Origin of the sequence: Bacteroides ndongoniae (genome assembly GCF_900108345.1) — a bacterium.
Classification (GTDB): Bacteria; Bacteroidota; Bacteroidia; order Bacteroidales; family Bacteroidaceae; genus Bacteroides; species Bacteroides ndongoniae.
This window is the reverse complement of record NZ_FNVV01000012.1, coordinates 179,304-191,602: the sequence shown is the minus strand read 5'-3', so window position 1 is coordinate 191,602 and position 12,299 is coordinate 179,304. Positions and strand designations below refer to the sequence as shown.

The window sequence follows — 12,299 nt, the reverse complement described above, 5'->3', positions numbered from 1 at the left end:
AAATTATTCCCCAGTTGGCCGGAAGAGGGAGGCTAACTGGGGAATAATTTGCAGGTCAGTGGGATAGTTAGAAATTTACAATTTTGCAGTCTTCAATCTTTTTATCTGTTACAGCTTGTTTGACATCTATAGCTTTTGACAGTGGATCAGAAGAAGGTACATAAACATGGGATATAATATGATCTGGTGATGATGCCAATGCTACATTAATGCCTAAAACATGAAGTTCTTCTTTAGAAATCGTTTTCATTTTTAGGTGTTGTATCCGTACAGTTGACATATCTAATGCTTTTTTGTCATAGAGAAATATACCTACTATGGAAAGTAGTTTATAGTTGGGGAGTAGGAATGTGATTCCTTTCCCGTCATAGACAGTGACATTCCCTTTCATGGAAAAACCTGTATCTCGTTTGAAAACATTACCAGGTATGAATTCGATTTCCTGATAACTGCCATTAGCTCGTTGATTGTCAAAAGCTGCAAGGTTGTATTGGCATGGTAAAAGGAAAACCTGTTTTCCTGCTTCAGTCTTGAATGTTACTAAACACCCATTTTCTGTATTTTCGACCTTGCAACTTGTTGGGTGCGTTAAAAGAATAACAGTATTTTCTTCGGCTGTAATACATATAGTTTCAGCTGAATTATCGTTGTTCTCAGAAGAATCAGATTTTGATTTAGAACCATTACCGCAGGCTAAAAGTAGAAATGCTGTGGTGCAGCAAAATAAAAAAGAGTTAATATTTTTCATGCTTGCAAATTTGTTAATAGTGGAACATGTAGTTTTATAAAGAATAGTATGAATCATTTTTTATTAGATAGTTTCAGGCATCCCGTTGCCAACTGGACTGACTGGGAATGCGATAAGTCAATGTTATTTTGAAGATTATAATTCAATTAACATTGATAAATAATTACCCTCTAATAAATCGCCAGGCAATAAGCACTGTTTGTTTATTATAGGTATTACCAAAGTGCTCTCTGTATCCGCTAACGTTACCCCTTCTTTCTTATAAACAAAGTAAACCAATTCTGTGCAGTACATTTGAGTTGTATCAGATAGGTCATATTGATGGTCGAACAGGGTATTCTGCTGAAATATATTTAAGGCATGGGTTGCTGCCCGAGCGGCTTTGGCAGAATCTACGTTCACTCGCATTACAGCTCCGCATATGGCTTTCCCATTTCCGAAAAAATTATCTATATGTTCCAGTTTTACCCTGTCGACATCCCCTTTGAAATCAGGCTCACCGGGTACTGCGTGGATGACCAGACAATCTCCGTTCTTATCACGTAACACAATTCCCACATGCGAATATATCCCATTTTTGTCTGCCTTTTGTACAATGCGGCTTGTCAGTCCTGAGCCTTGCCGGAAAACAATATCGCCCGAACGCAAAGTTTCTTTGGGTATTGTGGGTAAAAAGCCGGTTTTGTTATGGGGAGTGGAGGAACATCCCCATAACAAAACTGCCACAATAATAAATTCTAAGAGCAAATGAGTATTTATTATTGTATTCTTTCTTTTCATTTCATGCGGCTGATTATAAAGTTGCTGCGATAATAAGAATTATATCTTTTATAATCTTCTGATATAAAGAGTTTGTATATATACTATTTTCTCATGTCAATAAACCATTTATCATCTTTCTTGATCATCTTTTGGCTTTGTTTTTCTTCTTCTCCGTTGCCGAAGGTTTGTTTATATTCCACGACTGCAGATTTGCCGTCTTCCGAAATGGTTTCTGATAAAATCTCGATGCTCTTCACTCCTCCTTTTTTCTCATATTCTTTGGCTCCTTTCTCTTTGATTATTGCTAACAGCTGAGCTTCATCCTTCTTTTTACGTTGTTCATCCATATCTTCTGGGAAATATACGCCTTTTATAAAAGACTCATAATTCTCATTTTTCAGATCTGTCAAATAGGATTTCAATGCCTTTCCAGGACTACTTGGTGAACACGAAATAAAGCTCAAAACGGCTACTACAAGGAAACCTAAAGTGATTAATTTTTTCATGACATTTTGTTTTTATTGATTGTTGTTATTATTTTCTGTCGGAGAAAGGATAAAGCTATACCCTTCTTGTTTTACAGTTATCGTATGTTCATTGGAATTATAAAGCAAAACACGATCATTTTTGTCTTCAGGACTTCCATAACGCCAACTGTATACTTTTACATTGGCAGAATCTTTTGTAATATTCGTTACTTCATCAATAATCCAATAATCGGCGGCAAATTCGTTTTCGGTTTGCAGATATCCGAAGCAGGAACCGCTTTCGTCAGGTAGCTTTACCGTTTTCTCATACAGGTCTATTCTCAGTAAATTGAGTTCTTCGGCTGTTTCTTGTTTCCATTCACCTTTAAATGGTGATGATTGCTTGGAAGTGGAGGTACAGCCCACTACCACACAGAGTAGAATGAATAAAAGTTTCTTCATAATTTTTAGTTTTACAAATTAGTTTGTGATCATAACATTCTTTACACTCATCTTCCATGACTTGAATTCGTGAGGAGGCGCCGGACGGCAATATCCAAAATTGATACGAGGTAGAAGAGATACTTTTTCTTCCACTCCTGGGATAAATAAACTGAAGCGGATTGGAACTTCCGAAGGCAATAATGCCTTTGGGGTCATGTTGGCGGTATTATTGTCATTTCCGAAACGTCCAACAATACCTTTAGAATATTGATTGCCAAATTCGTCGTATACTGATATACGGTCTGCATTTACTAAGCTGAAACTCAGTGTATAGTCTTTCTTCGATACATTGCAAAGTAGCATATCCACCACTACATAGTCACCCTCCCGGTATGCTTTAATGACTTTAGCTTCTAATGATTTGTCCGGAGTTGTCACTTGTGTCCTTTGTTGTAGTTCTTCAGCCATTAAGGGCAAGGAAAAACAACAGATACACATCCATAGAATACTCCAATAATAAGCATTTTTTTTCATGAGTATATAATCTTCTTATTTTGTTGAATTTGAATAATATGTAACAAATTCCAAAGATTGGTGAGCGTTAATGTTTGGTGAAAAGAGCTAAACCTATCATTCATGTTTTTGTATGAAAATTGGTTTAGCTCTTTTTAGTTTAATACCAGCAAAGTTTTGTTTAGTTAAAATTGAGAGCTTGCATAATTGATATACATCAGGCTATATCCTCAAATGCGTCCTCATCCGCATCTTTTGCATTGGCATTTTCTTGCTTTGCTTTTTCAAGTTCTTGTGCTAATTCTTCGGAGGGTTTTGTGATAGTAGGTACATCATTCAGATTGACACCTTCCAAATTAGAAACATCTGCTTGAGGATCGATTAATTCACCGGATTCTGTAAAACTGTTTTTGTAAGCACGAATAGCTTTTGCTTGTGTTCTACATTTACTTACGATTTCTTTTATTTCTACAGCACCATCTTTGGCCATAATGGGACCTGCCTTCAGATACTTCCCGTAAGAAAGTGCTTTCAGACCTAATGAAGGAAGGGCTGTAGTGGCGGTTGCTGTAAGTACAGTTATGTTTGCCATGTCTAAAATGATACTTGTGCCACTCAGAATCATATCCGCATACTGGAATATCGCTTCTTTTGAACCCCGAATGTGATTTTCATTATCTACTACGGCATAAATTTCTTTGGGTTTTCCGTTTTCGTCCATTATGACATTGCCATTAGCATCTGTCTCTTGGATTTTCTTCACTTCATAAAAGACAATGCTGTCACAATATGCGCGAATTCGGTTGTTTAGCGTATCGCAGGTAAGGAGATATTTGTCGAAATCCTTGTTTTTAGTAAGTTCTGGCAGTTCCCAGACAAACTCTTTCTTTGCCTTTTTTTCTTTTTTTTCTTTTTTCTTTTGGGCTTGCATAGAAGTAGGTGCAGCCACTGCTATTGCAAGAACCAATAGCATTAAATTAATTAAACGTTTCATTTTTGTAGATATTTAGTTAGACAATTGTTATTCTTTTATTCTTACTTTTGTTTTCAGGTGTTTTCGTTCATGAAGTGAAACCCAAGTATTATTTTTACCATCATCAGGCACAAATAGGAGGCCGGCATAAACATATCGGTCTACTTGTACGTGGAAATTTCCTTTTGCGTCCACTCTACCTATATATGTTCCGTGTTTTCCTTTTCTCATGTCTTTATTAAACCCGCTTGTGCATGCGTAAATGGATACGTCCGTAGCTGGTTCTTCAAGCAAACGCCCTTGTTTCATGTCGGTTTTGACAACGTTACCTTCTATAACTAACCCAAGTCTGTCTAATGCATTTTTCAATACGGTGGCTCGTCTTTGGAATTCTTCATCGTTTCGTATTTTGTATAGAGATTCATAGTTAGCTATGGCTACTTCATAACATTCTTCAATCATTCCATAATCGGCTCTACCTCCCTGTCCTTGAAGTTCTTTAAGTTTCTTCAAGACTTGGTTGGCCATGTTCCAATAACCTGCACATTCTTTCATTTCCAAGGCTTTGGCTCGACATGCAGACTTTTCTTCTTCGGTTGCATCAGTGGCATTTGCTCCTTGTTCGTAAAATTCCTGTGCTGTGTTGAATTTTCGGCTTTTCTCAGCTTGTTGTGCGCTGCCTACATATTGATCATAACTACGGTTATAGATTTCAACTTTTTCGAGCAATGGAAGAATACCGTATAATAATTTCTGCTTTACAGATAAATCTCTGATTGATACGGTTAGGTAGTTAGAATTATCAGTGTATACTGTGAGTGAGGAGATTGAATTGAAAGCAACATCGGCCGCATCTGCTTTTTTCTGTAGCTCATCAAGCTTTTGCCATTCTGTTTCGGGAATTTCTATTCCTTTTTCTCCCATTTTTTGGATCTTTTCATCTTGTGTGTTATATTCTTCAGTTGCTTTGTTCATGGCATTGCGGAGCTTATCAAAAACGACCATGTCTATAATAACCGATGTAACATAAGCACCAGCTTCCGATTTAGAATGTTGGATGGTGCAAGGTAGTCCTTGAGGATGTTTCACCTTTAAATTTTCTATTGCTGTTGTAAACTCTACGCATGCTTTGCCATCAACCAGATAAGCTTCTGCTCTACCACCCTGCTCATTCAAAATGATAGGATTGGCTACGGCTTCAACCTTAAAATAATAGCGTTGGTTCTTTTTAGTAAATATTTTCTTTACTTCTGCAGTTAATGCAGTATTTTTACGCATAACCTTGAAAGTTCTATCACCATCTGAAATATCAATCTGAGTTTCGTATTCATACATTTGGCCGTTTTTCTTTTGTGTAAACTTATCTTCCTTTTTGTTTGATACGATGACCAAGTCCTCCATAGAAGATACGAATACAGCAGATGCTTTGCCTCCAAGGTCTATGTAACGTTGCAATTCAGTTTGCTCATCTATTGTCATGAACACATTTTGAGCTTGAATGGTGGGAAGTGAAAAAAGAACAAGCCCCCAAATGATCAATATTAGTTTATTTTTCATTATTATTTGCATTGTTGTTATAAATCGAAATCACTTAAAGAAAATATATCGTTTTCTGGGAGTTTCTGTCCGCCTACCCATTCTGGTTGCCAAGTGCGGACATGGATAACCGGTGCATCTTCATCTGTGAAATCCCATAGCAAGAACACGTAACCTTCGTCGCTATAATTGCTTGAACGCCATTCCTGACGTAGGCGCACTCCGTACATATTGGGATTTTCGGTAGAGCGTGTAATGGCATCCGGTCCACCGGTCTCTCCTTTTTCTCCAATTTGGAAGAATTTGACATCTATCCATTTGTTGCGTAGGAAAGCTCGTTTAAGATTGGCCAGATATTGCTGTTTGTTCTGTTTCTTGTACAGGACTTTTTCTCCTCCAATTCCCATTTCGTTCGGTTTGGTTTTTACTACTGTTCCTGTAATGATCAATGCATCATCACTGAAAATCTGGTTCAGGAAGTTCAAGTCTTTAGTGTTATAAGCTGTTCGGAAGCGTTCGCAATAACTGAGAATCTTCATTCGTCTTTCGGTTTCTACTACACCGTTTCCACCTTTTTCCATACTTTCACCCAATTGTGCATCCAAAGCAAAACGGAAGTCGGAGATGGTTCCTGACGGTGTGAATTCTACGATTGCCTCCTGATAAGTACCGCTTCCGAATTCTTCACCTTCGGGGGTGATGATGAGTGGGATACGGCGAAGCAAGTAGCCATTAGTTAATGGCCAGCATCTTTCTACAACTTCCTCGTCATCGCAATAGAAATGGATGTTTGCCCAAAGCATAGATAATGAGTTGGCTGCAAATTCATTTAGAGGCATTCCTACTAAGTTCAGTGGGCGATTTTCTTTTTGTGCACGATTGATTTCAGTTAAAACTCGACCTAAATTGTTTTCCAACTTTTCAATCATTGCTGGGTTATCAAAGCTTGAGTCTGTAGTAAGAGTAACTGTTACTGTTTGGGCATCTATTTGGATGCCGCAGTACAAGCAGAGTAAATAGAATAGTATTAAAAACTTCTTCATGTACTAAATTGATATAATAGTTGAATATTAAAATTTAAATCCAATGGCACCTCTTCCTTTGTAATTGCTAATACTGTCGGTACCTTTAGTTTTCAGATTTGTACGGGTATCCTTTCCTGGTGCCAAAACTGCCTCTATTATTCCTTGTCGGTTATATATGATAAGGTAATAGTTAGCAGGTTGCGTGAGGGAGGAGTATTTTCCGTACTCTTTTATTTTCCCTTCTCGTTTTAAAGAAGTCAGGCAATCTTTTAATTGGTTAAAATCTGTTAGCTTTAGAATAATTTCCAAAGCCGTTTCCTGAGTTGATGTCAGTTCGCTTTTTGAGGGAACTTTGTTGGTATTGGGAGTACTGGCTTCTGTGTGTGAATTGTTAGGAGTATTTTCAGTAGCTACCACCGTTACATTATCCGATGGGATGATATCACTCTTTTTCACGTAAACAAAAGCACGGTGCATGTTTCCTCTGGGCAGTGTCATCTGCTGGGAAACTTCGTTGATATTTTTAATTACAACATTATTGGATTCGCGGAGTTTTTTCTTTTCTTGAATCCAAGCGTCGATTTCTTCTCTTAATATTTCATTGGCCAATTTTATGGCATCTTCCGTGGATGCCAACGTTGCTTCTCCATACAGGTATGAAGAACTTTTTTTTATTTTATTGATTTGAGCCTTTGCTTCTGCATTGCTTGTTTGTGCAATGCACGGAAAGGCAATCAATAATGACCACAAAAAGCAAAATACATATTTCATTCTTTTACAGTTATTTTAGAGTGTCAACATTAGGTACTTTTGTGTAGAACTGGAAATAATCGTCCGATACATTGTGTAAAGGAATATAGGCATACAAGCGCGAATGAATATCTCCTTTACGATGAGCGATGATATCTTTGTCCAATTCGATTGTGAGCATGTGGTTATACCCCATTTTCTCATTAACCATAAATACTGTACCGGTTATCTTTTTATCTTGATGAGACTTAATCCCTACATATGCTTTACATCCTTGTTCAAGGCAGAAAGCAATCCATTTCTTTAAAGGTATAGTCAATCCTGTCTGGTGGTACCCGTACAGGTCGACTACCATATCAAGGTTGCATTGGTGCTCAATGTTTGTAGATAACATCAGGTTGAACGTGCTCCATATGGGATGAGAAATATCGCAAACTAAGCTCCATGCTTCCTTTTCCTTTCTTTCGTAATACAATGTATGGCGAATCTCGTCCAAAATATAGCTTCCTTTGTCTACTTGCCAAAACTTGTTTCCGGTTGCATCTGCTTCCGGCAGATCGACAGTTGGATCATGTATCTCTTGCTGGCGATAGCGTCGGAGTTCGCGTATCAATTTCTTCTCAGCTTCAATCGCATTACATCCTGATAGAAGCTGATAGTCCATATCAAAAGTAATCGTTAATATATTGCGATCATCTTTCAACCATGATACCTGATACCTTTTCAAACTGAGCATATCCACTTGCAGTTTCTCCGTTCCGTCAAGCGTGTGGATGATTTCCGGAGTCTTTACATTCAGCTGTACTTTGTCAAGTGCCAGACGCATGGATTTGTCAATATCCTTTAGCAAGTCAAGTTCAAGGAAGTATCTTTCCAGAAAGTCGTAAACGGGAGAAGGACTGCTTTTGCGAATGTCTGTCGGGAACAGCTTATATCCGATGTGCGTTACTTCATTCCATTCATTTACGTAAATTGTCAATGGATGGCCTGAATACGTAAAACCATTGTTTTCCCCATAGACCAATTTGCTCCAGTCAACAGGCAGTAGTTGCGCCATTGATTGCAAGCGTGCGGTTGCATACTGTACTTGTCCCCATGCTACTGTATGTAGTATGAGGAACAAGTATATGAAACAAAAACCAGTCTTTCTCATCGTATCGTTGATAAATAATCTCTTATTTATGTTTTACGACTACTCGGTTGCCGTTCTTCTGGTACAAAGTGCCCATATTGATTTCGCCGTCACGGAAAGCACCGATGACCTGCTCGCCTGCTTCGGCATAGCTGTCTTTGGTGCCGGGGATGAGGTGCCTGGACTTGAACATCAGGGTACCATTGCCATGCGGCTTCCCGTTTTTCGTGTCGCCCTGGTAAGAAGCGTAGCCTAAGTTGATACCTGTCGATGTGGTACCTCCTCCTTCGCCATCTTTTCCTTCGTCAGAATCTTTTTCCTTTTTGGTGACTGTATAGGTACAAACGTCAGTCAGCCCCTCTGCGCCTGTCACTTGTACACTTACTTGGGCTTTACCCTCAGCAAGTGCTTTCACTACACCGTTCTCGACACTTACGATGTTTACGTCGCTCGATGTCCATTCCAGTTGTGCTGTTGCTTCTTCGGGAGTCACTGTCGCTTGCAAGGTGTCTGCTTGACCTACATTTAGTTCCGATGCCGACTTCGTTAGCGTAATTTGTTCCGGCTGTGGAGTGGTGTCGCCAGAAGACAGGAAATAGTAGGCTCCACCTCCTCCGATAACAGCTAAGCCCGCGATGGCTGCCAGAATAATTTTGATGGGTGGTGGCGGTGGTGTCTTACCACATTCTGTTAACGGTTTTCCACACTCTTCGCACACAAAGTTCGTGCTGTCAGCCTCTTGTACTACAGGCGGTTTGGTGTCAGCTATATCACATTCACCGTAGTTTTTGCATATGCCTTTTTTAATTGCCATATTGTTTCGTTTTAAGTGAGTTAATTATAGATCTTGTAATTTTTCCGTAATGATTTCCATTGCCAAGTTGCGGAACTTCGTATAGTTCGGGTTGAACTGGTTGTTCTCGCAAAGCGAACTTGGCAGAATCTTGGTCTGGACAACCTGACCGATGGCCTTGCGAAGAACGGCCTTCTGGTCGTTGCTGCGTGCCTGCTTCGTCAGTTCGATATCTACCTGCTTTTTCAACAATTGTGCCAACTTGAAATCTTGTCCTAATGCGTTCCACGATTCCACGAATCCTTTCCCCATGGGTTTCCAAGTGTCTCCAAAGGTCTCGTCGGGAATGCGGATGGCATCAAACTTGGCTTGTGTGACAGGATCCTGTTGCTCGGCAACGATACCTAAGGCATAGGCTAACATAAGAGGTTTTACCATCTTATTCCGACGTGGTTCGGGACCTTCTTCATAGAGGTCGGGCAGCTCTTCTTTGAAACTTTCCGTGTGCAGAACCATCGTATTCAGCTGATGTTTCTCGTTCTGTCTGGTTACCAAAGCATCGTATTTTTCCTTGGCAGTCTTGACATTGGCCAAAAAGCGAAGTGGGAAACCGGAGTTGGCAGAAACGACTACAATTTGATTGTCTTTGTAGTTGACTGCTACATCTTGTTTGGGGTCAAATCCTGTTACTTCTTTTCTGAAAGCATCAATCAGTTTCTGGCGGAAATCACTTGTACGTTCATCAGCTTCCGGCAAAGCTAACTGGACCATTGGCATCATGGCTCCAACGTTTCCAGGTATAACCATGGCGCGTTCGGTGGGATCGAACTGGACGTATGTACGCGATGTCTGGGTGACGAGTTTGACAAACTGCTCCATCTTTTCCTCTGTGTTCAGCTCCGATTTCAGTTTCTCCAAGATGTTGACTCCCACCATTTTGTTGAGTGGGTCGCTCTTGGCAGCATTCTCCATGTTGCGTAGTGCATTTTCTTGGCAAACATCCAACACAATGTCAATGGCTGATTCATAATCGGTTTTGTCGTAAAGATTGGCAAATGTACGCTCTCCATCTTCTCCCAGATTAGCTACCATACGTGTACGGATAGTAGCCGCATTCGAAGACATTTCTTCTTTATTGCTGATAAATTGACGGCAAATATTGCGGACGGTTTCCGGATTGTATTTCTTAATATCTGTATCTTTCTGTTCTTCGTTTGTCTGACATTTGCTGGATGCCTGTTTCAACACTTCTTCGTTGATAGCGTTTAGTTCATCTTTGAAAGCTAAAATGCCGTCCAGCATTCGTTCCAGCTCCTCTATGATGTCTTGAAGTAATTCTTTGGCGTAGCCGTATGCAACTACTCGGGTGGCAGCTGCATAATATTCGCTCTTGGTTGCTTTGTATTGTGAAAAGACTTCCTGGTGTTTGTTCATCAGACCTCTTAAGAATCCTATACCGCCCCAGTTTTGATTAATCTCGTTGATTTGCTGACTCAGGTTTTCCTGCTCTTCTTCTAATCTTGCCTTTTGTGTGTCAAATTCGGCTACACGGCTGCTACAGTTTTCTATTAAGAGACGGGTGTATTTTTCAATTTCCAGGATACTTTTACTGTTTTCCGCACCGCTGATCCATTCGTCGAACAGTTTTTTTTCAATGTGGCGACGGATGGTGCGGGCATAACCTTTACGTTCTTGTTGCTGTATCTTGTAGAACTCAATTACTCCATGTTGGCGGAATTGGTGGTTAAAGAATTCTTCGCAACGGGTTGAAAAATTGGTCAGCCATTGTTTTTTGTCCACAGTGGCCATAACATCATCGGCTTCAGCCTGGGTACGTGCTTCCCAAGTTTCGTCAAACAGCTTCCATTTTTTTGTTGCCGGGCTTTCCACAATCGGTTTGGCTAAAGTCAAGTAATTGTTGCTTAGCATCAGGCCTTCCCGGTTTTTCTTGTTTTGAATTTCATCTGCAAAGCCTATACCGACTTCTTCCATGGTGCGTTCTCCGTAGCCGATTCCATCTTGCCACATGTTATATGTAAGCTGGCGTGCGGCTTGCAGTGCATAGCTATAGGTCATGAATTCACGAATTTCCGCTTCGGGAAATTCTACCCGTGTGATGCCGAATGAAAGGAACCTACGGCTGTGGGCTATTTCGCCTGCCTGGTTTTTTTCGGGACCTGCACCATCATTCTCGCAGCGCACCAAACGGGTCAGTTGTCCGTTAGTTCCACCCATTTCGCTGGCAATGGTGGTCTGAAAGATAAAGTCTGCTACTGCGGCAGGCAGTCCTTGCGACAAATCCAATACCTTTCCCTGCTCATTGACATTGGTGTAAATATAGGCTACTTCGAAAGCTTCCTGGTTTTCGAGTAACCGGCGAATTTCACCGGAAAAGAGATCTTTTTCTCCTTTGACATCCGTGGGATGATATTTGCCGATGCTCAACGCATTCAGCTCTGTCAGGGCCGCATAACCGTTGGCCTGATAGAAACCCGCATCATGCTTGGCACTGACTAAGGTTCGTTCCGGTGTGTAAAGGAACAGACGGATTTTGAACGCATGTGTATCTTGCTGGTAAGGGAACCATGTTCTTATTTGGGCGATTGCGTCGATAATGGAGCCGGATCCCGTTCCTCCTGCCAGACCTGCACAAATGTGGAAAGTGGTGTCTTCGTTGCCGCTGGCTTGCTGGATCCGCTGTACGGCACCACGGACTACTTGTTCGAAATTGCCAGGATTGTTTTTGTCGAATATGTTATTCGCCATCAGCGTTCGTCCCAATCGGCGGCGTTGTCCACCTATGCCCGCACTGATCAAGGCTCCCATCTCTTGTTGCATCAATTGCAGGTCGGTAGGGTTGAGGAATCCCTTCAACCCCGGATACAGGTTGATATTGCCAAGCACGCTTGTACCGATACCGTTGATGTTGACTTTCTGTGCCGTGCCTAAATGTACGCTTTTACCTAATACGCTCCAGCCGGTGCGGTCTTCCAAATCCGATGGAGAAGAGTCTACATATACATAGTCCAAAAAGACTCCATTACCGGGGTCATTGCCGTGGAACTCTTCATACACTCGTTTTCTTAACTCACGCAGCACTTTGCCTCCGGTGCCGCCAAGTCCGATGATAAGATGGTTTGCCATATTTGTTGATTT

12 protein-coding genes are annotated in these 12,299 nt (G+C 40.7%); all 12 read right to left on the bottom strand.

The genetic code is table 11. The features are described 5' to 3' along the window. Nucleotides 1–67 precede the first annotated feature (67 nt). Nucleotides 68–748: a hypothetical protein gene (locus tag BQ5591_RS01125; protein WP_159434403.1), complete on the bottom strand. Its 681-nt coding sequence runs from the start codon at nucleotides 746–748 to the stop codon at nucleotides 68–70. A gap of 135 nt (nucleotides 749–883) precedes the next feature. Continuing rightward, nucleotides 884–1,528: a YiiX/YebB-like N1pC/P60 family cysteine hydrolase gene (locus BQ5591_RS01120; protein ID WP_071148111.1), complete on the bottom strand. Its 645-nt coding sequence runs from the start codon at nucleotides 1,526–1,528 to the stop codon at nucleotides 884–886. Between the two features lie 83 nt (nucleotides 1,529–1,611). Further along, complete coding sequence (locus BQ5591_RS01115) at nucleotides 1,612–2,016, bottom strand: DUF4878 domain-containing protein (RefSeq protein WP_071148110.1); 405 nt, start codon at nucleotides 2,014–2,016, stop codon at nucleotides 1,612–1,614. 12 nt (nucleotides 2,017–2,028) lie between these two features. Next, a complete protein-coding gene (locus tag BQ5591_RS01110; protein ID WP_071148109.1) occupies nucleotides 2,029–2,439 on the bottom strand; it encodes a hypothetical protein in 411 nt (136 codons plus the stop codon). Nucleotides 2,440–2,457: 18 nt separating this feature from the next. Beyond that, nucleotides 2,458–2,955 (bottom strand): hypothetical protein, encoded by a 498-nt coding sequence (locus BQ5591_RS01105; RefSeq protein WP_159434402.1) that lies wholly within the window; start codon nucleotides 2,953–2,955, stop codon nucleotides 2,458–2,460. Nucleotides 2,956–3,151: 196 nt separating this feature from the next. Beyond that, nucleotides 3,152–3,928, bottom strand: a complete 777-nt coding sequence (locus tag BQ5591_RS01100) for a hypothetical protein (protein ID WP_071148107.1) — start codon at nucleotides 3,926–3,928, stop codon at nucleotides 3,152–3,154. A 27-nt stretch (nucleotides 3,929–3,955) separates the two neighbouring features. Further along, entirely contained in the window at nucleotides 3,956–5,464 is a 1,509-nt protein-coding gene (locus tag BQ5591_RS01095) for a hypothetical protein (protein WP_159434401.1), read from the bottom strand. Between the two features lie 17 nt (nucleotides 5,465–5,481). Further along, nucleotides 5,482–6,486 (bottom strand): nuclear transport factor 2 family protein, encoded by a 1,005-nt coding sequence (locus tag BQ5591_RS01090; protein ID WP_071148105.1) that lies wholly within the window; start codon nucleotides 6,484–6,486, stop codon nucleotides 5,482–5,484. A gap of 27 nt (nucleotides 6,487–6,513) precedes the next feature. After that, nucleotides 6,514–7,239 (bottom strand): hypothetical protein, encoded by a 726-nt coding sequence (locus tag BQ5591_RS01085; RefSeq protein ID WP_071148104.1) that lies wholly within the window; start codon nucleotides 7,237–7,239, stop codon nucleotides 6,514–6,516. 10 nt (nucleotides 7,240–7,249) lie between these two features. After that, nucleotides 7,250–8,371 (bottom strand): hypothetical protein, encoded by a 1,122-nt coding sequence (locus BQ5591_RS01080; RefSeq protein ID WP_071148103.1) that lies wholly within the window; start codon nucleotides 8,369–8,371, stop codon nucleotides 7,250–7,252. Between the two features lie 22 nt (nucleotides 8,372–8,393). Further along, on the bottom strand, nucleotides 8,394–9,164 hold the full coding sequence (locus tag BQ5591_RS01075) for an Ig-like domain-containing protein (RefSeq protein WP_071148102.1): 771 nt from the start codon (nucleotides 9,162–9,164) through the stop codon (nucleotides 8,394–8,396). A 24-nt stretch (nucleotides 9,165–9,188) separates the two neighbouring features. Continuing rightward, nucleotides 9,189–12,287 carry a tubulin-like doman-containing protein gene (locus BQ5591_RS01070; protein WP_071148101.1) on the bottom strand — a complete coding sequence of 1,033 codons (3,099 nt, stop codon included), beginning with the start codon at nucleotides 12,285–12,287 and terminating at the stop codon, nucleotides 9,189–9,191. Between the last annotated feature and the right edge of the window lie 12 nt (nucleotides 12,288–12,299).

Excerpts from the sequence above, each read along its gene's own strand:
- BQ5591_RS01125 (WP_159434403.1), bottom strand. The coding sequence starts at position 748 with ATGAAAAATATTAACTCTTTTTTATTTTGCTGCACCACAGCATTTCTA.
- BQ5591_RS01120 (WP_071148111.1), bottom strand. The coding sequence starts at position 1,528 with ATGAAAAGAAAGAATACAATAATAAATACTCATTTGCTCTTAGAATTT.
- BQ5591_RS01115 (WP_071148110.1), bottom strand. The coding sequence starts at position 2,016 with ATGAAAAAATTAATCACTTTAGGTTTCCTTGTAGTAGCCGTTTTGAGC.
- BQ5591_RS01110 (WP_071148109.1), bottom strand. The coding sequence starts at position 2,439 with ATGAAGAAACTTTTATTCATTCTACTCTGTGTGGTAGTGGGCTGTACC.
- BQ5591_RS01105 (WP_159434402.1), bottom strand. The coding sequence starts at position 2,955 with ATGAAAAAAAATGCTTATTATTGGAGTATTCTATGGATGTGTATCTGT.
- BQ5591_RS01100 (WP_071148107.1), bottom strand. The coding sequence starts at position 3,928 with ATGAAACGTTTAATTAATTTAATGCTATTGGTTCTTGCAATAGCAGTG.
- BQ5591_RS01095 (WP_159434401.1), bottom strand. The coding sequence starts at position 5,464 with ATGAAAAATAAACTAATATTGATCATTTGGGGGCTTGTTCTTTTTTCA.
- BQ5591_RS01090 (WP_071148105.1), bottom strand. The coding sequence starts at position 6,486 with ATGAAGAAGTTTTTAATACTATTCTATTTACTCTGCTTGTACTGCGGC.
- BQ5591_RS01085 (WP_071148104.1), bottom strand. The coding sequence starts at position 7,239 with ATGAAATATGTATTTTGCTTTTTGTGGTCATTATTGATTGCCTTTCCG.
- BQ5591_RS01080 (WP_071148103.1), bottom strand. The coding sequence starts at position 8,371 with ATGAGAAAGACTGGTTTTTGTTTCATATACTTGTTCCTCATACTACAT.
- BQ5591_RS01075 (WP_071148102.1), bottom strand. The coding sequence starts at position 9,164 with ATGGCAATTAAAAAAGGCATATGCAAAAACTACGGTGAATGTGATATA.
- BQ5591_RS01070 (WP_071148101.1), bottom strand. The coding sequence starts at position 12,287 with ATGGCAAACCATCTTATCATCGGACTTGGCGGCACCGGAGGCAAAGTG.